The sequence below is a fragment of the Hyphobacterium sp. genome (assembly GCF_965229905.1).
Classification (GTDB): Bacteria; Pseudomonadota; Alphaproteobacteria; order Caulobacterales; family Maricaulaceae; genus Hyphobacterium.
In genome coordinates, this window is record NZ_OZ245930.1 from 2,287,798 (window position 1) to 2,308,359 (window position 20,562).

The 20,562-nt window shown below is 63.0% G+C and carries 23 protein-coding genes; 14 read left to right on the forward strand and 9 right to left on the reverse strand.

The genetic code is table 11. The features are described from left to right. Positions 1-47: 47 nt before the first annotated feature. Both groL and groES read right to left on the reverse strand, forming a co-directional pair. Positions 48-1,694: a chaperonin GroEL gene (gene groL, locus ACO08C_RS11350; RefSeq protein WP_421785691.1), complete on the reverse strand. Its 1,647-nt coding sequence runs from the start codon at positions 1,692-1,694 to the stop codon at positions 48-50. 52 nt (positions 1,695-1,746) lie between these two features. Then, positions 1,747-2,034: a co-chaperone GroES gene (groES, locus tag ACO08C_RS11355; protein WP_421785693.1), complete on the reverse strand. Its 288-nt coding sequence runs from the start codon at positions 2,032-2,034 to the stop codon at positions 1,747-1,749. Between the two features lie 256 nt (positions 2,035-2,290). Between groES and ACO08C_RS11360 the strand changes: the two genes are divergently transcribed. The 8 genes from ACO08C_RS11360 to mutL all read left to right on the forward strand — a co-directional run bounded on the left by ACO08C_RS11360 (position 2,291) and on the right by mutL (position 9,679). Continuing rightward, complete coding sequence (locus ACO08C_RS11360; protein WP_421785694.1) at positions 2,291-2,962, forward strand: OmpA family protein; 672 nt, start codon at positions 2,291-2,293, stop codon at positions 2,960-2,962. A 154-nt stretch (positions 2,963-3,116) separates the two neighbouring features. Beyond that, positions 3,117-4,325 carry an EAL domain-containing protein gene (locus ACO08C_RS11365; RefSeq protein WP_421785696.1) on the forward strand — a complete coding sequence of 403 codons (1,209 nt, stop codon included), beginning with the start codon at positions 3,117-3,119 and terminating at the stop codon, positions 4,323-4,325. Between the two features lie 43 nt (positions 4,326-4,368). Continuing rightward, a complete protein-coding gene (locus tag ACO08C_RS11370; RefSeq protein WP_421785697.1) occupies positions 4,369-5,214 on the forward strand; it encodes a TIGR01459 family HAD-type hydrolase in 846 nt (281 codons plus the stop codon). A gap of 61 nt (positions 5,215-5,275) precedes the next feature. After that, a complete protein-coding gene (locus ACO08C_RS11375; protein WP_421785698.1) occupies positions 5,276-5,719 on the forward strand; it encodes a MaoC family dehydratase in 444 nt (147 codons plus the stop codon). A gap of 7 nt (positions 5,720-5,726) precedes the next feature. Next, positions 5,727-6,650 (forward strand): bifunctional riboflavin kinase/FAD synthetase, encoded by a 924-nt coding sequence (locus ACO08C_RS11380; protein ID WP_421785700.1) that lies wholly within the window; start codon positions 5,727-5,729, stop codon positions 6,648-6,650. Positions 6,651-6,699: 49 nt separating this feature from the next. Further along, a complete protein-coding gene (gene lspA, locus ACO08C_RS11385) occupies positions 6,700-7,215 on the forward strand; it encodes a signal peptidase II (protein WP_421785702.1) in 516 nt (171 codons plus the stop codon). A 71-nt stretch (positions 7,216-7,286) separates the two neighbouring features. Further along, positions 7,287-7,811 (forward strand): DUF3035 domain-containing protein, encoded by a 525-nt coding sequence (locus ACO08C_RS11390; RefSeq protein ID WP_421785703.1) that lies wholly within the window; start codon positions 7,287-7,289, stop codon positions 7,809-7,811. A gap of 47 nt (positions 7,812-7,858) precedes the next feature. After that, on the forward strand, positions 7,859-9,679 hold the full coding sequence (gene mutL / locus ACO08C_RS11395) for a DNA mismatch repair endonuclease MutL (RefSeq protein WP_421785705.1): 1,821 nt from the start codon (positions 7,859-7,861) through the stop codon (positions 9,677-9,679). Here mutL and rsmD read toward each other — a convergent pair. After that, the gene (rsmD, locus tag ACO08C_RS11400; RefSeq protein ID WP_421785706.1) at positions 9,676-10,239 is read right to left on the reverse strand and encodes a 16S rRNA (guanine(966)-N(2))-methyltransferase RsmD; all 564 of its coding nucleotides are present in this window, start codon (positions 10,237-10,239) and stop codon (positions 9,676-9,678) included. The two genes, mutL and rsmD, sit on opposite strands and share 4 nt — an antisense overlap. Further along, a complete protein-coding gene (locus tag ACO08C_RS11405) occupies positions 10,239-10,985 on the reverse strand; it encodes a pseudouridine synthase (protein WP_421785707.1) in 747 nt (248 codons plus the stop codon). Before ACO08C_RS11405 ends, rsmD begins: the two co-directional genes overlap by 1 nt. Positions 10,986-11,023: 38 nt before the next feature. Between ACO08C_RS11405 and ACO08C_RS11410 the strand changes: the two genes are divergently transcribed. Together ACO08C_RS11410 and ACO08C_RS11415 are read left to right on the forward strand one after the other, a co-directional pair. Then, complete coding sequence (locus ACO08C_RS11410; protein ID WP_421785709.1) at positions 11,024-11,497, forward strand: nucleoside deaminase; 474 nt, start codon at positions 11,024-11,026, stop codon at positions 11,495-11,497. After that, positions 11,487-11,825 (forward strand): TfoX/Sxy family protein, encoded by a 339-nt coding sequence (locus tag ACO08C_RS11415; RefSeq protein ID WP_421785711.1) that lies wholly within the window; start codon positions 11,487-11,489, stop codon positions 11,823-11,825. The genes ACO08C_RS11410 and ACO08C_RS11415 overlap by 11 nt, the downstream gene beginning before the upstream one ends. Here the strand turns inward: ACO08C_RS11415 and ACO08C_RS11420 are convergent. After that, the gene (locus ACO08C_RS11420; protein ID WP_421785713.1) at positions 11,822-12,397 is read right to left on the reverse strand and encodes a GNAT family N-acetyltransferase; all 576 of its coding nucleotides are present in this window, start codon (positions 12,395-12,397) and stop codon (positions 11,822-11,824) included. The two genes, ACO08C_RS11415 and ACO08C_RS11420, sit on opposite strands and share 4 nt — an antisense overlap. A gap of 10 nt (positions 12,398-12,407) precedes the next feature. Further along, positions 12,408-13,139 carry a TSUP family transporter gene (locus ACO08C_RS11425; protein WP_421785714.1) on the reverse strand — a complete coding sequence of 244 codons (732 nt, stop codon included), beginning with the start codon at positions 13,137-13,139 and terminating at the stop codon, positions 12,408-12,410. A gap of 87 nt (positions 13,140-13,226) precedes the next feature. On the opposite strand from ACO08C_RS11425, the gene ACO08C_RS11430 reads away from it, so the two are divergent. The 3 genes from ACO08C_RS11430 to ACO08C_RS11440 are packed head-to-tail and all read left to right on the forward strand — an operon-like array spanning position 13,227 to position 15,324. Further along, on the forward strand, positions 13,227-14,444 hold the full coding sequence (locus ACO08C_RS11430; RefSeq protein ID WP_421785716.1) for an acyl-CoA dehydrogenase family protein: 1,218 nt from the start codon (positions 13,227-13,229) through the stop codon (positions 14,442-14,444). 1 nt (position 14,445) lies between these two features. Beyond that, positions 14,446-14,853 carry a DUF4345 family protein gene (locus tag ACO08C_RS11435; protein WP_421785717.1) on the forward strand — a complete coding sequence of 136 codons (408 nt, stop codon included), beginning with the start codon at positions 14,446-14,448 and terminating at the stop codon, positions 14,851-14,853. A gap of 54 nt (positions 14,854-14,907) precedes the next feature. Further along, entirely contained in the window at positions 14,908-15,324 is a 417-nt protein-coding gene (locus ACO08C_RS11440) for a hypothetical protein (protein WP_421785718.1), read from the forward strand. Here ACO08C_RS11440 and ACO08C_RS11445 read toward each other — a convergent pair whose 3' ends face one another. The 3 genes from ACO08C_RS11445 to purD are packed head-to-tail and all read right to left on the reverse strand — an operon-like array spanning position 15,325 to position 18,975. Further along, positions 15,325-16,389, reverse strand: a complete 1,065-nt coding sequence (locus ACO08C_RS11445) for a phosphotransferase (RefSeq protein ID WP_421785720.1) — start codon at positions 16,387-16,389, stop codon at positions 15,325-15,327. Further along, complete coding sequence (locus ACO08C_RS11450; RefSeq protein WP_421785722.1) at positions 16,386-17,666, reverse strand: amidohydrolase family protein; 1,281 nt, start codon at positions 17,664-17,666, stop codon at positions 16,386-16,388. Before ACO08C_RS11450 ends, ACO08C_RS11445 begins: the two co-directional genes overlap by 4 nt. Before the next feature lie 28 nt (positions 17,667-17,694). Further along, positions 17,695-18,975 carry a phosphoribosylamine--glycine ligase gene (gene purD, locus ACO08C_RS11455; protein ID WP_421785724.1) on the reverse strand — a complete coding sequence of 427 codons (1,281 nt, stop codon included), beginning with the start codon at positions 18,973-18,975 and terminating at the stop codon, positions 17,695-17,697. Positions 18,976-19,027: 52 nt separating this feature from the next. On the opposite strand from purD, the gene xseA reads away from it, so the two are divergent. Continuing rightward, complete coding sequence (gene xseA / locus ACO08C_RS11460) at positions 19,028-20,557, forward strand: exodeoxyribonuclease VII large subunit (RefSeq protein ID WP_421785726.1); 1,530 nt, start codon at positions 19,028-19,030, stop codon at positions 20,555-20,557. Positions 20,558-20,562 lie beyond the last annotated feature (5 nt).

Genomic DNA, 20,562 nt, shown 5'->3' on the forward strand with positions numbered 1-20,562 from the left:
CGGCTCCGAAGAGCCGCCCCTCATCATTTGAGCCGGATGGCGGGACCTTAGAAGTCCATGCCACCCATGCCGCCCATGCCACCCATGTCAGGGGCACCGCCGGCGGACTCTTTCTTCGGCTTCTCGGCCACGGCCGCTTCGGTCGTGATCATCAGACCGGCGATCGAGGCTGCGTCTTGCAGGGCATGACGGACAACCTTGGCCGGGTCGATGACGCCGAAGGACAGCATGTCGCCATACTCGTCGGTCTGGGCGTTGTAGCCGAACGTCGCGCTTTCATTGTCCAGTACCTTGCCGACAACGATCGATCCCTCAACGCCGGCATTCGACGCGATCTGGCGGATCGGGGACTGGATGGCGCGGGCAATGATGCCGATGCCCTGGGTCTGGTCCGGGTTTTCACCCTTGAGACCTTCAAGCCCCTTGGTGGCCTTCAGCAGCGCCACGCCACCGCCGGCGACGATACCTTCCTCAACCGCAGCGCGGGTCGCGTTCAGAGCGTCGTCAACGCGGTCCTTGCGTTCCTTCACTTCGACTTCTGTCGCACCGCCGACCTTGATCACGGCCACGCCGCCCGCCAGCTTGGCGAGACGTTCTTGCAGCTTTTCCTTGTCGTATTCGGACGAGGTGTCTTCGATCTGCTTGCGGATCTGACCGACGCGGGCTTCGATGTCGGCTTTCGCACCGGCACCGTCGACGATCGTCGTGTCATCCTTGGTGATGGTGACGCGCTTGGCGGTACCCAGCATGTCGAGCGAGACGTTTTCAAGCTTGATGCCGATGTCTTCGGAGATGACCGTGCCGCCCGTCAGGATGGCAATGTCTTCCAGCATCGCCTTGCGACGATCGCCAAAGCCCGGCGCCTTGACGGCGGCGATTTTCAAGCCACCGCGCAGCTTGTTGACCACCAGCGTGGCCAAAGCTTCGCCTTCGATGTCCTCGGCGATGATGAGCAGCGGCTTGCCCGACTGAACAACGGCTTCGAGCACCGGCAGCATGGCTTGCAGCGAGGACAGCTTCTTGTCGAAGAGGAGGACGAACGGGTCTTCCAGCTCGGCCTGCATCTTCTCGGCGTCGGTGATGAAGTAGGGCGAGAGATAGCCGCGGTCGAACTGCATGCCTTCAACGACATCGAGCTCGGTTTCCAGCGACTTGGCTTCCTCGACGGTGATCACGCCTTCATTGCCGACCTTTTCCATGGCCTTGGCAATCATGTCGCCGATTTCTTTCTCGCCATTGGCGGAGATGGTGCCGACCTGGGCGATTTCCTCGGAGCCCTTGATCGAGGTCGAGGCGGCTTTGATCTGCTCGACCACATTGAGGACGGCCTTGTCGATGCCGCGTTTGAGATCCATCGGGTTCATGCCGGCAGCGACCGACTTCATGCCTTCGCGAACGATGGCTTGCGCCAGAACGGTCGCGGTCGTGGTGCCGTCACCGGCGGCGTCATTGGTCTTCGACGCGACTTCGCGGACCATTTGCGCGCCCATATTCTCGAACTTGTCGGACAGTTCGATTTCCTTGGCGACAGTGACACCGTCTTTCGTGGTGCGCGGGGCGCCGAAGGATTTTTCGATGACGACATTCCGGCCCTTCGGACCGAGCGTGACCTTCACGGCGTCGGCGAGGGTGTCCACACCCCGGAGCATGCGCTCGCGGGCATCGGTGGAGAATTTGACTTCTTTAGCAGCCATTTTGCTCTTCCGTATTTTCTAGTGAATGGGATTCGACAGATCGGGGCGGGGCCTAGCCCATCACGCCCAGAATGTCGGACTCTTTCATGATGATCAGTTCATCACCTTCGAGGGTGACTTCGGTACCGGACCATTTGCCGAACAGGATGCGGTCGCCGACCTTTACGTCCAGCGGACGTACGGAGCCGTCGTCCTTGATGGCGCCGCCACCGATGGCGACGACTTCGCCTTCTTGAGGCTTTTCCTTGGCGGTGTCGGGAATGATGATCCCGCCCTTGGTCTTGGATTCTTCTTCCACGCGCTTCACAAGCACTCGATCGTGCAGCGGACGAAATGACATGTTCATACCCCTGTTTGAATTCTACAGCCGTTAGCACTCGCATGCGTCGGCTGCTAACGAGCGCGCAGATAGGCATGGCATGACCTGCCGTCAAGGGTTTCTACCGCAGAATTCAGGCGTGAAGCGGCGCTGCGTTCATCTGCGGTTCACGCGGCTGCCGCCCAACTATTATTCGTCAATGTGGAACATTGCGGGTAGAATTGCGTTTGCTATGGCTGGCATTTCCGTTACCTGCCCCACCAAATGGAGTTTTCAAATGAAAGTGCGTGCTCTTCTCGTATCGACGCTGGCCCTCTCATTCGCGGCTGCGTGCACCACGACCGACCCCTATACTGGTGAGACCCGTCCCAACAACACTGCGCGCGGCGCGCTGATTGGCGCGGCCGCCGGTGCCGCCCTCGGTTACCTCACCAATACCAATGATTCCGAAGAAGGCCGGACCAATGCGCTGATCGGCGCTGGCATCGGCGCGCTCGCGGGCGCCGGCATCGGCAATTACATGGATCGCCAGGAGCAGGCGATGCGCGAGCGTCTGCGCGATTCCGGCGTCGGTGTCCGCCGCGAAGGCAATGACATCCGGCTAATCATGCCGGGCGACGTGACCTTTGCCACGAATTCCTCGGACATTGAGCCGCAATTCTATGACGTGCTGAACGATGTCGCCGACGTGCTGAACCAGTATCCGGCGACCTATGTCGACGTCATCGGCCACGCCGACTCAACCGGGGCAGCGGACTATAATCAGCGCCTGTCGGAACGCCGGGCCCAATCGGTGGCCGGCTATCTGATTGCACAGAGTGTGCTGCGCGACCGCTTCTATGTCGCGGGCTTGGGCGAGACCTCACCGATCGCCACCAATGACACACCGCAGGGCCGCGCGCTCAATCGCCGGGTCGAGATCCGTGTCCGCCCGCATGTTGCGAGCTAGTCACGCACCCTTCACCTGATTGAAAAGCCCGGCTGCGGCCGGGCTTTTCTGTCTTCGTGCGCGGTCAATTCGTTAACGATCTGACAATGCGAAGCGATCCAACGTAATCTCGGGTTAATCGTATTGATTCGCCTGTGACCAGCTTGGAGCGCTTATGCCCCGCGCCAGCGATCTCTTGATTGTTTTGACCTACGCCATGATCGCGGTCGTGGCAGCGCTGGCGTTCGAGCGTTTCGGCCTGATGTCGACGAGTTTTGCATGGATGATGGGCGCCGTGGTCTTCCTGATCGCCAGCCAAGCCCACTCGGCGGCTGCGCGGTCCATAGAGCGCGCGGAAATCCTGAAAGATATTGAGACGCTCCAAGCCGCCAATCTCGATCTGACGGAAGAGGTCGCCGAGGCGCAGGCGCGGCTCGACACCATCGCGGAGACCATTCGCGCGGAGGCGGTGCAGCGTGAGGAAGCCCTGACCAATGAGGTCCGGGTGCTTGAAGATCTCGTGCGGCGGATGGGGGGTAGTGCAGCGAATATACCGCGATCGCCCGCAGCGCCGGACAGCGGCGGTGTTGACATTCACGCCGTGAAAGATGCGCTGGCGGCCAACCGGGTCGATCTCTATCTCCAGCCGATCGTTTCGCTGCCTCAGCGCAAGACCTATTTTTACGAAAGCTATACGCGGCTCCGCGACCGCAGCGGCAATATCATGACGCCGGCGGTTTTCATCCGGGCGGCGGAAGAGGCCGGGATCGTAGCCGAGGTCGACAATCTCCTGCTGTTCCGATGCGTTCAGATCGTGCGGCGATTGACGCAGTCCGACCGGCGGATCGGTATTTTCTGCAACATCTCGTTAAGCTCGATGGCGGACGAGGACTTCTTCCCGAACTTCCTCGACTACATGCGCCGGAATTCCGATCTCGCGAGCTCGCTGATATTCGAGATTTCGCAATCTGCCTTCGAGGCGCGTTCGACCGCGGCGGCACGGAATATGGGGCGGCTGGCGGATTACGGATTCCGCTTTTCCGTCGATCAGATGACCGATCTCAATTGTGACTTTGCCGACATGCAGCGGGCCGGTGTGCGGTTCGCGAAAGTGACCGGCGACCGGCTGGTCAAGGCCATCCGCGAGAATGAGCCGATCGCCGGCCTAGAGGCCGGAACACTAATCGCCGAAGACATTCCCAGCCTGTTCGCCAAGTACGGAATGGATCTGATTGCCGACCGGATCGAACAGGAAGAGACCGTCGTCGAGCTGCTCGACATCGATGTCGGGTTCGCTCAGGGCCATCTTTTCGGCGAGCCACGGCCTGTGCGCGACGACATTCTCGACGAAACCATTGCCGAACCGATCCGCCGCTCCGCCTAAATCCCTCCTTGCGCACTACGGTCCGTGGTCTAGTTAGGCGGTCATGAAAGCCGCTTACCGACTGTCCGACATAATCGACGATTATTCCGCCCTGTTTTGCGATGTCTGGGGGGTGATCCGCGACGGCCGCGCACTTTTGCCGGACGCGATTACCGCGCTGCAGAAGGCGCGCGATGCCGGGCGCAGCGTGGTGCTGGTCTCGAACTCGCCGCGGCCGGCGGGTGACCTCGCCCATCAGCTCGCACGGATGGGCGCGCCCGACAATGCCTGGGATGCCATCGTGACGTCCGGCGACGCCACCCAGCAGGCGCTGCGCGAGCTTGCGCCGGGTCCGTTTTTCAAGATCGGACCTCCGGGCCGCGACGATCAGCTCTATGACGGTCTCGATCTTGAGTTTGTCGAGGCGGAGGCCGCTCGGGCGATCGTCTGCACCGGTCCAACACAGGAATTCGGCTGGGAGCCTGAGGATTACCGCTCTCTGTTCGAATCCCTCGTGGCGCGTGATCTCCCCATGGTCTGCGCCAATCCGGATATCGTCGTCCAGGTTGGTGACGATCTCGTCTGGTGCGCCGGGGCGCTGGCGCGGCTCTACCGCGAAATCGGCGGCACCAGCATCATTTCCGGCAAGCCGCACAAGCCGATCTACGAGCTTGCCTACGCCGCACTTGAGGCCAAGGGCTGGCAGGGCGGGCGCAGCACCGTTCTGGCGATTGGCGATGGTCCGGAAACCGATATTGCCGGCGCCCAGCGCATGGAGATCGACGCGCTGTTCATCGGCGATGGCATACTCGGGCGGGATATTGCCGGGTCGGATCTGGACGCTGTCCGCGACGCATTGGCCGCGTTCGACGTGCGTGCCGACTGGTTTGCGCCCCGCCTGATCTGGTAAGCCGTCTGGACAGGCTTTCGCCGTTCGCGTCTAACGGCGGCAATGCGAAGGGAGTGCCAGCATGCCGGTCAAGCCGCCCATCCCGATCGAGGAATTGTTTGTCGGACAAACTGCCGAGCTGACGCGCACCGTGGACGATGCGACGGTACGCGCCTTCGCCGAAGTATCCGGCGATCATAATCCGCTGCATCTCGACGAAGCCTTCGCCCGACGGACGCCGTATCGCGGCCGGATCGCGCATGGCGCGCTTATCGCGTCTTATCTTTCTGCCTTGCTGGGCAATGAACTGCCGGGGCCGGGGGCGATATTCGTGAGCATGGACCTGGCTTTTCAAAGACCGGTGCGGATCGGCGATACGGTCGTCTCCCGCGCGGAAATTACCGCCATCGATCTGAAAACGCGCATGGTTGAACTTTCGTGTTCCTGCCATGTGGGCGAAATCGAAGTGATGGCGGCCCGCGCCAGCGTCATGGTTCGCACCCGCAAGCCGAAAGCTTCTGACTGAACGCGCCATGCAGGTCGTTTTCGGTTCACCCCAACCGGTTTTCCCGCCTTGCGCTCTGGCGCTGGGAAATTTCGATGGCGTGCACAGGGGACACCAGGTTGTCCTCAACGCGGCACTCGACTGGGCATCACGTCACGATATTGCGCCCGCCGTGGCGGTCTTTGATCCGCATCCGCGCCGGTATTTCCAGCCCGACGCGCCGCCATTCCGGCTGATGGACGACCGCCAGCAGACCGACGCTCTGGAAGCGATGGGTTTTGCGCGGATTCATGTCATCCCGTTCGACACGTCGGTAGCCGAGATGATGCCGCGCGAGTTCGCGGAAACCGTGCTCTGCGGCTGGGCGAATGTGAGCCATGTCTTCGTCGGAGCCGATTTCGCTTTTGGCAAGAACCGGAGTGGCGATGTGCCTATTCTCACCGGTATCGGGGAGCAGCTGGGATTTGGCGTCACCGGGCTGGGTCTTGAAGCCGCGGATAATGAGAAAATCTCGTCCAGCCGGATCCGTGCCTGTCTCGCCGATGGCGATGTCACCAATGCCGCGGCATTGCTGGGCCGGCCGTGGACGGTGCGCGGGGAGATCGAGACCGGCGAACAGCGCGGCCGGACCATTGGCTTTCCGACGGCCAATATTGCGCTGGGCGATTATTGCCGGCCCAAATTCGGGGTTTATGCGATCCGCGTGCGGTTAAACGGGGAGAGGCTGCCAGGGGTTGCCAATGTGGGGCTGCGTCCGACGGTCGGGGGGGCGGTGGAAAGGCTGGAGGTTCACCTGTTCGATTTCGCCCGCGATATCTATGGCGAGACCGTGGAGGTCGAATTCATCGGCTTCCTGCGACCTGAACAAAAGTTCAATGGACTCGATGAATTGAAAGCGCAGATTGCGCAGGATGCGGCGACGGCCCGCGCGGTTCTCGCTGGACCCGGCTAGGGCGCTTTGTTAGAGGCGGTCGGCCGCGAAACAAAACAACAGGTGACGGATGTTCCAGCGTCGGCGTACCCGCCTCATACCCATGGTCGGTTTCGGACTTGCGATCCTGATTGTCGCGCTGGATCAGGCCAGCAAGGCTTGGGTGCTCTACGGCCTCGACCTGATCAATCAACCGGCGGGGCAACGCGACGAAGTCTTTTCCTTCTTTCATCTGACCATGGTCTGGAACCGCGGCATCAGCTTCGGTTTCCTGCAAGCGCAGGCGATCTGGCAAAGCTGGTTGTTGATCGCATTCTCGCTGGGCGTGACCGGTCTTCTGGGCGTTTGGATGCTCAAGGCGGGCCGCTGGCTGCAAGCCACGGCCTATGCGCTCATCATGGGCGGAGCGGTCGGTAATGCGATCGACCGGGCGATCTATGGCGCGGTGGCGGACTTTCTGGATTTTTCGAGCTTGCCCTTGCCGTTCGGATTCAGTTTCTCCTGGGTCTTCAATGTCGCCGATATCTGTATCAATATCGGGGTGGTGGTGCTCATCATCGACCTGCTTTTGAACGAGCGGGATTGAAGGTGAGGGCGAGGCTGGCGGTTGCCCGGCACATCCGTTAGAAAGCCGATCTGGAATTTTGGGAGCCACACATGCGTCAGCGTTTTCTCACGCTCGCCATTCTGACCGTCGCGGTCGCCGTCGCCGGTTGCACAACGCGCCGCAGCGCCGAGCCGGACGAGTTCCGCGTGGTGACGATTGCGCCGCTGACGGTTCCGCCGGAATACAATCTGCGTCCGCCGCGCCCGGGTGAGCCGCGTCCTGAAGAGATTTTCCCCGACCAGGCTGCACGCGCGGCCCTGATCGGCGCACGCGGTGAATTCGAGGGCTCGGATGGTGAAGCGCTGCTGATCGCGCGCGCCGGGGGTGGTGAGGCCGATCCGTTCATCCGCGCGATTATCGATGGCGAATCGGCCAGCGTGGTCCGCAAGTCTTCCGCTTTCGCGAACCAGATCCTGTTCTGGGGGCGCGGCCAGGAGGGCATTGGCGCGGATGCAGTCACGATCAATGCCGAAGAGGAAGCCGACCGGTTGCGCCAGATCGAACTCCTCACCGGCGGCGAACCGATCGAGATCGAACGCGACCGCAGCACGATCGGCAAACTGCCCGGCCTCTAAGCAGCGCTTCACTTGACCCCGCCGGGCCGACTCATGAGGCTGGGCGGATGAGTGTGATCCGCCGACTCAGCCCTGAAACCGTCAACCGCATTGCCGCCGGCGAAGTCGTCGAGCGGCCTGCCAGCGTGGTCAAGGAACTGACCGAGAATGCGCTGGATGCGCAGGCGCAACACGTCGAGATTTTGGCCGAGAAGGGCGGGCTCGCGCGTCTGACCGTGACCGATGACGGCACCGGCATGGACGCCGAAACGCTGGCCATGAGCGTCGAGCGGCACGCCACGTCCAAGCTGCCGCAAGGCGCGGATGGCGAAGACGATTTGTTGAACATCTCCACCATGGGATTTCGCGGCGAAGCGCTGCCGTCGATCGGATCGATTGCGCGCCTGGCGATCACGACCCAGGCGCACGGCGGGACCGAGGCTTTCACCTTGAGCGTGGAGGGCGGCCAGTCATCGGGCATCAAGCCGGCGCCGGCCTTCGGGCTCGGCGGCACGCGGATCGACGTGCGCGACCTGTTCTATGCCACACCGGCGCGCCTGAAATTCATGAAATCCGAGCGCGCCGAATCCAATGCCATCGCCGATACGGTGCGGCGGCTCGCGCTGTCGCGTCCGGATGTCGGCTTTACGCTTACGCTGGACGGGCGCAGCCGGCTGTCATTGCGGCCAGAGACCGGTGCCGAAGCGAGACGCAAGCGCTTGTCCGCGATTCTCGGCCAGGATTTCGGCGAGAACGCGCTGGAGATCGACCAGGAGCGCGAGGGCGTGCGCATCACCGGGCTGGCGTCCCTGCCGACCTTCAATCGCGGCTCGGCGATGCATCAATACCTGTTCGTGAATGGTCGGCCGGTGCGTGACAAACTGCTCGGCGGGGCGGTCCGCGGTGCCTATCAGGACTTTCTCGCCCGCGACCGGCATCCCGTCGTAGCGTTGTTCGTGGATCTGCCATCGGGCCTGGTCGATGTGAATGTGCACCCGGCGAAGGCGGAGGTGCGCTTCCGCGATCCCGGCCTAGTGCGGGGGTTGATCGTCGGCTCCTTGCGCCACGCGCTCGCCGGGGCGGGGCACCGGGCCTCGACGACGGTGGCCGGTTTTGCGCTCGGCCGGGCACGGCCGGAAGGCGCGGCGGCCGCACAACCCCATGCCGCGATGGCCGCTTGGGGGCGTCCCGTTGGACCTGGAACAGGCACGCTGGTCAGCGAGCGCTCGGCGCGGGTCGAGGATCAATTCGTAAGTCCGGATGTGCCGACGGCAGCGGAGCTGTCGGGACAGAACGTGGCGGCGGAATCGCTGCCGCTCGGCGTGGCGCGGGCTCAGGTGCATGAGACCTATGTGATTGCACAGACCGGGGACGGCATGGTGATTGTCGACCAACACGCAGCGCATGAGCGCCTCGTCTATGAGCGCATGAAAAAGATGATGGCGGAGACAGGCGTGACGCGGCAATCGCTGCTGGTGCCGGAAATCGTCGATCTCGATACGGCCGAGTGCGAGCGGGTGCTGGGGCGCGCCGACGAGCTCGCCGAGCTGGGACTCGTCATCGAGGGGTTTGGGGAGAATTCGATCGCCGTGCGCGAAGTGCCGGCGCTGCTCGGCAAGCTGAACGTCCAGGGGTTGATCCGCGATCTAGCCGACGAGCTGGCGGAATTCGATGCCGCGCTGTCGCTCAAGGAAAAACTGGAAGAGGTGGTCGGCACGATGGCCTGTCACGGCTCGGTCCGCTCCGGCCGGCGGCTGACCGGCGAGGAGATGAATGCGCTGCTGCGCGAGATGGAAGCGACGCCGCATTCCGGCCAGTGCAACCATGGCCGCCCGACCTATGTCGAATTGAAGCTCGCCGACATCGAGAGGTTGTTCGGGCGGCGCTAGCCTCGCGTTAAAAATACCACTTTCGCCGCCCCCCAGATGCGTTCGTCGACGGGCGACCAGCCCGGGACGTCCGGCACGGCCTCGTCGGCGGCGACTTCGAGAATGGCGAGCGCATCATCGGTCACCCAATGCCCGTCGATGAGACCGGCCAGCGCTGGGGGCGCGAGCTCCTGGCCATAAGGCGGATCGAGAAAGACAAGGTTGAAAGGCGCGCCGAGCTTGGCCGGCTTTTCACCGAGGTCCGTGGCCGACCGGCGGTGCAGGCGGGTGTTTCCGAAGAGCTGGAACGTTTCGATATTGTCGCGGATCGCGCCACGCGCGCTGCCATCGGTGTCGACGAACAGGCAGAAGGCGGCGCCGCGGCTCATCGCCTCGAAGCCGAGACCGCCGGATCCGGCAAACAGATCGATGACGCGCGCGCCCTCCAGTGGCGGCGCCCAGCCGGCATGCTCGAGCACGTTAAAAAGCGCCTGACGGGCTTTATCAGAGGTGGGCCGCGTTTTATCGGCCTTCGGAGCGGCGAGCGGGCGGCCCTTGAAGCGGCCGGCGACAATCCGCATCAGCGGAGCTCCTTGAGAAGATGACCGCACTGGTCGCGCAGCACACGCTCGGGCACGGCCTTGACGTCACCCTTTTCCAGATTGCCGAGCTGAAACGGGCCGTAGGAAACCCGGATCAGCCGGTTCACGGTCAGTCCAACGGCGGCCAGCGCCTTGCGGACTTCGCGGTTCTTGCCCTCCTTCAAAGCCACATTCATCCACTTATTGCCGCCCTGTTCGCGTTCGATCTCGGCTTCAATCGGCCCGTACTTCACGCCCTCGGCGACGATGCCGTTGCGCAGCCGGTTGAGCTCGGCGTCACCGGCCTTGCCGAAAGCCCGTACACGATAGCGCCTGACCCAGCCGGTCGAGGGCAGTTCGAGGGCCCGCGAGAGCTCGCCATTATTGGTGAGCAGCAAAAGGCCTTCCGAATTCAGATCGAGCCGGCCGACTGAAATGACGCGGCCCAGCTCCTTGGGCAGCTTTTCGAAGACGGTCTCGCGGCCTTCCGGGTCCTTGTGCGTGGTCACCAGGCCGGTCGGCTTGTGATAGCGCCAAAGCCGCGTGCGCTCGGGCTCGCCCAAGGGCTTGCCATCGACTGCGATCTTGTCGGATGCGGTGACATTCAGGGCCGGGCTCGTCAGCTTGCGGCCATTCACGGTGACGCGGCCCTCTTCAATCAGCTTTTCCGCGCCGCGACGGCTGGCCACGCCGGCCCGCGCCAGCACTTTGGCGATGCGTTCGCCGCTCTTTTCCTGATTCGACAAGGCTTGACCCTTCAGCGCGCTGCGCCTACCGCCGATGCATGACGGAGGACTTCGAACCCTTTATGCGCGTGGCGCTCAAGGCAGCGCAAGCGGCAGCTGAAGCTGGCGAGGTGCCGGTCGGCGCGGTGATCGTCGATCCGGCGTCCGGCGAGATTGTCGCGCAAGCCGGGAATGCGCCCATCCAGGACCATGACCCGACCGCCCATGCCGAGATCCGCGCTATTCGTCAGACGGCCGCGGCACGCGGCAATTACCGGCTCACTGGTCTCGATTTATACGTGACGCTGGAGCCTTGCGCGATGTGCGCCGGGGCGATCAGTTTTGCGCGCCTCGGCCGGGTGATTTACGGCGCAGCTGACAAAAAGGGCGGGGCGATCGAGCACGGTCCCCGCTTTTTCGAGCAGAAGACCTGTCATTGGCGGCCGGAGGTCGTATCGGGCGTGCTGGCGGCCGAATCATCGAATCTGCTGAAAGACTTCTTCAAAGCCCGAAGGACACGCGATGGCCTATGATCCTGATCTTGCGGACCGGATGGAAGCGCAACTCGTCGCACTGGGGGCCGCGCCGGTCCGCAAGGCGATGTTTGGCGGCATCGCTTTCATGGTGTCTGGCAATATGAGTTACGGCACCTCGCGCGAGGAGATGCATGTGCGGGTCGGACCGGACGGGTATGAGGACGCACTGGCACAGCCGGGGGCGCGTCCGATGGATCTGACCGGGCGGGTGATGAAGGGCTGGATCACGGTCGATTCACCCGCCGATCTGGATGATGCGGCGCTGGCGCGCTGGGCGCAGCGCACGCTCTCCTTTGTGCGCACTCTTCCGCCCAAGAACAGCTAGCAGGCAAGGCGTTTCAGCAAACCCTCACGGACCTCCGGCCATTCCGGGCGCAGGACCGAGAAATAGACGGTATCGCGCCGTTCGCCGCGCCAGGTGTTGACCTGGCTGCGCAGCACGCCTTCGCGCCGGGCGCCCATTTTGGTCATGGCGCCCTGAGAGCGGAGATTTTCACCTCCGGTCTTCAGTTCGACGCGCTCGGCGCCTGCTGCGAATGCATTGTCGAACAGGGCGAGCTTGCAGGCCGGATTGACCTCGCTGCGGCGCGCCTCGGCGGCGTAGAAGGTCCAGCCAATCTCGACGCGTTGCTGGTGGGGCGCAATGGCGAGGTAAGCAGTGTGACCGACGACCGATCCGGCCGATTTGCGAAACACGACATGGCTGATCTGGTCGCGCTGTTGCGCGTCCAGCATGGTCTCGAACCAATTGTCGAAATGCGGTCCGAAGCCGGCCAATGTCATGAACCGCCAGATGTCCGGATCATCGGCGGCGGGCCGCAACATATCACGATGCGATTCCTGCATCGGTTCGAGCCGCACGAAGTCGTTTTCGAGAATCGTCGGACGCAATCGCATGGCCGGACCTCTACGCCAGAAGGATCACGCCCCGTATCACGTAGATCGCGCCGACACCCGTCACGATCCATTTCGTATATTTGCGAAAGTCGGCATCGCTCATGATCGCCAGCACCCGGGCGCCGAGCGTTGTGCCGATGATGGCGAGCGGGGCGGCGGCCAGCAGCCAGGGCCATTGCACGAAAACGCCCGCGGCGAGGGCCGGCATCAGGTAGAAGGCGATCTTGGCGGCGTGGGCGGCGACTTGTGTTGCGGCCTTGGTGGCGACGATAGCCCGGCGATCCATGCCGTCGGCGACGAAGAAGATGTCCAGGAGAGGTCCGGATACACCGGCCACAATGTTGAGCCCGGTGACGGCAAAACCGCAGGCGACAGCGTGCACCGGTTTGCGCGCGTCGAGCGACAGCCGCCGTTTCGGAATCCAGATCAGCCCGGGCACGAGGCCCAGGACGATGAACAGCCAGGGCTTCGACAATTCGAAGGCGAGGCCGATCAATAGCAGAAAGGCGGCCAGCGAGCCGGCGAGATAGATGCCGAGAACCCGCCAATCGATATAGTTGCGCCAGAGAATTGCACGCCATCCATTGGAGACGCTCTGGATCGCGCCATGCGTCACCATGGCTGCAGATACCGGCAGCAGCAGAGCCAGCACGCCCATCAGGATCAGGCCGCCTGCCATGCCGAAAATGCCGGAGATGAAGGCGGTGACGAGGGTCGCAAGGAGGATCAGCGGCCATGTCATGTGAATCATCCCCCTTCGCGGATTGACCGCGCTATAGTCCGTGTTGGATCAATTGCAAAATACCGGGCCGGACCAGAGGGGACACAGATGGATTTTTCCTATTCGCCGCGATGCCAGGAGTATCTCGACAGGCTGCGCGCTTTCATGGATGCGCATGTCTATCCGAACGAGTCGACTTATGCGGCGCAACTGGCGGAGTTCGGCGAAAATCGCTGGCGGGTCATTCCGATCATCGAAGAGCTGAAGGAAAAGGCCAAGGCGGCCGATCTGTGGAATCTGTTCCTGCCGGAATCGGAGAAGGGTGCGGGCCTGACCAATCTCGATTATGCGCCCCTGGCCGAGGAAATGGGCCGTGTGCTGTGGTCGTCGGAAGTCTTTAATTGTTCCGCGCCGGATACCGGCAATATGGAAGTGCTGGCGCGTTACGGAACGCCCGAACATCAGAAGCAGTGGATGGAGCCGCTGTTGGCGGGAGAGATCCGTTCGGCCTTCCTGATGACCGAGCCCGATGTGGCCTCATCCGATGCCACCAACATCCAGTGCCGGATCGAGCGCGATGGCGATGAATATGTCATCAATGGCCGCAAATGGTGGTCGTCGGGAGCCGGCGATCCGCGTTGCAAGATCTACATCCTGATGGGCAAGACCGATCCCGATGCGGATCGTCACATCCAGCAGTCGATGATTCTTGTCCCGGCGGAGGCGCCGGGCATCACCATCAAGCGGCATCTGCCGGTGTTCGGCTATGATGATGCCCCGCACGGTCACATGGAGATCGAGCTGAAGGATGTGCGGGTTCCCGCTTCGAATATTCTACTAGGCGAAGGACGCGGTTTCGAGATTGCGCAGGGCCGTCTGGGGCCGGGACGGATCCACCACTGCATGCGGACGATCGGCGCCGCGGAACGGGCGCTGGAATTGATGGTAAAGCGCGGGATGAGCCGGGTCGCCTTCGGTAAGCGCGTGGCGGACCAGTCGGTCTGGCATCACCGGATTGCACGGGCGCGGATCGATATCGAATCGGCTCGCTTGTTGACGCTGAAAGCTGCCTGGATGATGGACACGGTCGGCAACAAGGTCGCGCAAAAGGAAATCGCGATGATCAAGGTGGCGGCGCCGCGCGTCGCGCTACAGGTCATCGACGATGCGATCCAGATATTCGGTGGCGCGGGCGTTTCCGCAGATACGCCTCTGGCCAGCGCCTATGCCGGCATCCGCACCTTGCGTCTGGCGGACGGTCCCGATGAGGTCCATGAGCGCGCCATTGCCCGGCTCGAAATGAAGCGCTTGTCCAACGAGGCCTGACATGAGCACGGTTCTGTCAAACATTCCCGTGCTGTTTGCCGTGCTGGGCGCCGGGCTCGGCTTGGGTGCACTGATTTCACCGCGCTGGGCGGCGAAACTGGTGAGAATGCAGGCCGATCCGGCGCGCCCGGAGGGCTATGCCGAGTTCCGTGCGACATTCGGCGGCGTGTTCTTGTTCCTGCATCTGGCCTTTCTCGTCGCGATCTATCTGGGGCAGGGGGTTATTGGCGCGGCTGCGGTCTTGTCCTTTGGATGGGGCGGTGCGGCTTTCGGCCGGATCCTGTCGATGATCCTGGACGGTGCAAAAGTGCGCACACGCCACAATATCGTATCGGTCGTGGTCGAACTCGCGGCGGCTGCCGGCTTCGCGCTTCCCGTCCTCGGCTTCGTGACAAATCCACCGGCCTGACTTCTGCGTAATTCACTCTAGTTACTGCGAGAGTGAATTGCCGGAGTCCGGCTCATGGAGCTGATGCATATTCCAACCGTTGCGGCGGCCCTGATCGGATGCGCCATGGGCGCGACCAGCCTGCTGGTGCCGCGCTGGGGGGCGTCGGTGGTTCGATTACAGCCCGATCCGCGTTGGAAGGGCGGCTGGTCGGAATTCCGGGCGAGCTATGGCGGCGCTTTTCTTTTGGGCCATGCGGCCGTTGTGCTGACCTTCCTGATGCGAGCCCAAGCCGGCGATGCGGCGCTCATGGGCACCGGCTTCGCCATGGGGGCGTTGTGGATCGGGATGGCGATCGGGCGCGTCGTGTCGATGATTGTCGACGATCCCGCGCACAACACCCGCACCGGATACAATTACGCCGCGGTAGTCTTCGAACTGGCAATGGGCGTAGCGCTGTGGGCGCCCTTTCTCGCGCATATCGGCAGCTGATCAGCCGTCCATCCGTTCTGCAAACGTCCAAGCATAATCCGCCATCGGTTCGACCATGGCGCCATATTCTTTGGCTTTCGCGTTCGATGCATTGCCGAGGGTCGAGCGGTGATAGACGCCCTGCACAATCGCCGCGAGGCGGAACAGATTATAGGCGAAGTAAAAGTCGAGCTTGGGCAGGTTGTCGCGGCCGGTGCGGCGGCAATAGGCGTCCACATAGGCCGCTTCGTTGGGGATGTTCAGCGCGGCGAGATCGGCGCCGAGGAAGCCGTTGCGCATCTCCTTGGGCGTGCGCCATTGCATCAGCTGATAGGTGAAGTCGGCGAGCGGGTCGCCGAGCGTTGACAGCTCCCAATCCAAGACAGCGATCACTTTCGGCTCGGCGGGATGGAAGATCATATTGTCGAGCCGGAAATCGCCATGCACGATGCTGGACCGGTCCTGTTCCGGCGCCGCTTCGGGTAGCCAGGCGATAAGCCGGTCCATGGCGGGTATCGCTCGCGTCTCCGACGCCTTGTACTGTTTCGACCAGCGCGCGATCTGGCGCGGGATATAGGCGTCGGGCTTGCCGTAATCGCCCAAACCGATCCGGGCCGGATCGAAGGCATGCAAAGACGCCAGCGTCTCATTCATCGCGTCATAGATCGCGGCGCGCTGTGCGGCTTCCACATCCGGCAGGTAGGGATCCCAGAAGATGCGGCCATCGACGAAATCCATGACGTAGAAGGCGGTCCCGATGACATCCGGGTCTTCGCACAGCCCATGCATGCGCGGCACCGGAAAACCGTTCTCGCCAAGCGCCTTCATGACTCGGAATTCGCGGTCGACAGCGTGCGCGGAGGGCAAGAGCTTGCCGGGCGGCTTGCGCCGTAGAACATAAGAGTTCCCGCCGGCCTCGATCTTGTAGGTCGGATTGGACTGGCCGCCTTTGAATTGCCGGATGCTCAGCGTGCCGGAATGCCCCTCGACATTGTCCGACATCCAGTCCGCGAGCGCGTCTTCATTGAAGCGCAAGGCGTCGGCAACGTCCTTTGTGCCGGAGAAAGTGTCGTCGAGCTGGCTCATGGTCCGGCGAAAACCTCGCCGGATTGCATGACGAAATCAACGTCCTCGAGCTCGGTGATGTCAGCGAGCGGATCGCCGGAAACGGCGATGATGTCGGCATAGCGGCCCGGCGTGATGGCGCCGATATCGTCACCCATTTGAAGATGTTCGGCCGCAATCACCGTCGCCGAAGTGATGGCTTCCATCGCGGTCAGACCGGCTTCGACGAGAAGTGAAAACTCCCGGGCGTTTTCGCCATGACGGGACACACCGCTATCGGTACCGAATGCGATCATGACCCCGCCCTCGTGGGCGCGGCGGGCCATGTCGAGCATAAGGGGGCCGACATCCAGGGATTTCTGGCGGATTTCCGGCGTCATCCAGTCGGCGGTCTCGGCAATCTCGGCGACGGTCGCGCCGGCAAGCAGGGTGGGCACAAGATAGGCGCCATTATCGCGGAACAGGCGGATCGAATCGCGATCCAGATAGGTGCCGTGCTCGATCGAGTGGACGCCGGCCTCAAGGGCTGCATTGACCCCGGTCACCCCGTGGGCGTGTGCGGTGACATAACGGCCCATCATGCGTGCCGCTTCGACAATGGAGGCCAGCTCGTCGTCGAAGAATTGCTGTTCCGTACCGGCAGCGGTTTGCGAGAGCACGCCGCCGGTGGCGGTGATCTTGATGACATCGACGCGGGCACGGATCAGCTCGCGAACCGCTCGGCGGCAGTCGTCCGGGCCGTTACACGTCGAGTTGCCGCTGAATGCGTGCATGAGATCATTGCTATAGCCATTGATGTCGCCATGACCGCCGGTCGGTGTCACCGACGGTCCGGAAACGCGCATGCGCGGCCCCGGAAAGTCGCCGGCGGTTTGCCCGTCGCGCAGGGCAATGACGGCGTCGAGATTGCCGCCGACATCCTGCACCGTGGTGAATCCGGCCATCAGGGTTCGGCGCGCATTCCGAACGCCGTCTATGGCCCAGTCCGCATCCGAGAAGGTGACATTCTGCAGGCGGCGCTGCGGGCTTAGTTCCGAGGTGATGTGAACATGGCTGTCGATAAGGCCCGGCAGGACGTAGTGCGCGGAGAGATCAATGATCTCGGCGCCCTCGATCTCGACAAAGCCGGCCTCGATGCGGTCGATCCGCTCACCGGAGATGATGACGGAGTGATCCTCGACGGGCGCTTCGCCCGGCACAGCGAGCAGCCAGCCCGCGTGAATGACGGTTACATCGTCTTGTGCGACGGCGTGCGCGGCGCACATCAAAGCCAACATCGCTGCCAATAGCTGTCTCATTTAATCCTCCCCAGGAATTGGCAAGAGCCTAACGCGAATGCTCCAGCGCGCGCCAGCCGATATCGCGGCGGCAAAACCCTTGCGGCCAGTCGATCTTGTCGACCGCCTCATAGGCGCGTTCAATAGCCGCGCGTTGATCGACGCCCCTTGCCGTGACATTCAACACGCGTCCGCCATTGGCGAGGAGGCGGCCGTCGTCGCTGCGCCTTGTGCCGGCATGAAAGACGGTGACATCGTCGAGCTCGTTGGCTTTTTCGACGCCCCGGATTTCCGTGCCCTTTTCGTATTTGCCGGGATAGCCTTTGGCCGCCATTACCACTGTGACCGCCGCACTGCCATGCCAGGACAGGGGCGGCATGGTGTTCAGCGCGCCGTCGGCACAGGCTTTCAGATACGGCACGATATCGGTGAGCATGCGCATCATCAGGATCTGACATTCCGGATCACCGAAGCGGGCATTGAACTCAATGAGTTTGGGGCCGTCGGGACCAATCATCAGACCGGCATAGAGCACGCCGGAATAAGGCATGCCTTCGGCGGCAAGGGTTTTGACCGCCGGCATGACGATCTGGTCCATGGTGCGCTTTATGATCGCGGCATCGGCCACCGGCGCAGGGGAATAGGCCCCCATGCCTCCGGTATTGGGGCCCTCGTCGCCGTCGAAGGCGCGCTTATGGTCCTGCGCGGCGATCATCGGCATGGCGGTCTTGCCATCGCACAGGGCAAAGACGGACGCCTCCTCGCCGTGCAGGAATTCCTCAATCACGAGCGTTCGCGAGGCGTCGCCAAACTTGCCCGACAGCATCTCGTCGATCTCGGCTTCGGCCGCCTCGCGGGTGTCCGGAATGACGACACCCTTGCCGGCCGCGAGCCCGTCGGCCTTGAGCACGTAGGGCGGTTCGAGCCCGTCGAGGAAGGCCTTGGCCGCGGCCGGGTCGGTGAAGGTGCCATAGCGGGCGGTGGGAATGCCGGCCCGGTCGCACAGCGCCTTGGTGAAGGCTTTCGATCCCTCGACCTGGGCTGCTGCTGAATTGGGTCCGAAGACGGCAATGCCAATCTCCCGCAGCCGGTCACCGAGACCGGCGATCAAGGGAGCCTCGGGGCCAATCACGACAAGATCGGCGACATTCTCGATCGCAAACTCAATGAGTGCGGGGACATCGTCGGCTGCAATGTCGACACATTCCGCGACCTCGGCAATTCCGGCATTCCCGGGGGCGCACCAGAGGGTTTTGACCCGCGGGCTCTGGGCGATTTTCCAGCAAAGCGCATGCTCGCGGCCACCGCCGCCGACGACGAGAATGTTCATCCCATATCCTCCAAGCCCACGGCTAGCGGATTGGATAGCTGTTGGCGAGTCCATGCCCGGCATTGCCGCTGCACCGGCAAGCGCTTACCAACAGGTGATGGCTGAAGCCGAGTCGAATACGCCGGAATTTTCCGTTTCCGAACTCGCCCATTCGCTGAAGCGGACGGTCGAGGACGCCTATGGCCATGTCCGTGTGCGCGGCGAGCTCGGCCGGGTAACGATCGCCCGTTCGGGACATGCCTATCTCGACCTCAAGGACGACAAGGCCGTGATCGATGGCGTGATGTGGAAGGGCATGGTCTCGCGCCTGACCTTCAAGCCGGAGGAAGGGCTGGAAGTGGTCTGCGAGGGCAAGCTGACCACCTATCCCGGCCGGTCAAAATACCAGATCATCATCGAGCGGATGGAGCCGGCGGGCGCCGGCGCCTTGATGGCGTTGCTCGAGGAACGGAAAAAGAAACTCGCCGCGGAGGGCTTGTTTGAAGCCTCCCGAAAAAGGGCGCTGCCTTTTCTGCCAACCGTGATCGGTGTGATCACGTCGCCGACCGGCGCGGTGATCCGCGATATCCTGCACCGGCTGGAGGACCGGTTTCCACGTCATGTCCTGTTGTGGCCGGTGCTGGTTCAGGGCGAGAAAGCGGCCGCGCAAATCGCCGAAGCCATTGCGGGTTTCAATGCGCTGGACGGACAAGGCAGTGTACCGCGGCCGGATGTGCTGATCGTGGCACGCGGTGGCGGTTCGGTTGAAGACCTGTGGAGCTTCAACGAAGAGATTGTTGTGCGCGCCGCCGCTGCCTCGGCGATCCCGCTGATTTCCGCCGTTGGCCACGAGACCGATACCACGCTGATCGATTTCGTCGCCGACCGGCGGGCCCCGACGCCGACCGGTGCCGCGGAAATCGCAGTGCCGGTCCGCTCCGAGCTGATGCAGCACGTTGACAGCCAGGCCAGCCGGTTGACGCGCGCGCTGACCCGGCTGGTTACGCACCGGCGGTCGGAATTCCGCGCCACGGCGCGCGCCTTCCCGACGGCGCAGACGCTGTTGGGCGCTTCGCGGCAACGCCTTGACCTGGCAGCCGCCGGATTGCGCCCGGAGGCGCTGAAGCGTGACATCGCGATCAAGTCAGAGCGTGTCCGGAGCGCAGGACAGCGACTTGGCGGCAGTCTGGACCGCCAGTCGCGGCGGGGTCAGGATCAGATCCACTCGCTGGGGCAGCGGCTGGTCCGGGCCAGTCCGGTGCGAGCGATCCGCAAATCGCGGGAATTGATGCAAGCGGCCGGGCAGCGATTGCACCGCATCGGACGACAATCGCTGCAGCAAAAAGGTCGGGCGCTCGAAGCTCTTGCCGGCCGGCATGTTCTGCTGGGCCATGACTCCGTTCTGCAACGCGGCTTTGCGTTGGTTCGTGACACGGAGGGCAAGCTGGTCCGCTCTGCCAAGACGGTGAAGCCGGGGGACACGATCTCGATCCAGTATGCGGATGGACGACAGGACGCCGTCGTGGACGGAGCGTCGCCGGCAAAAACGCGATCTCGGACGAAACGCGATACACCGCCCGAAAAGCAGGGACGCCTGTTCTAGGCGGC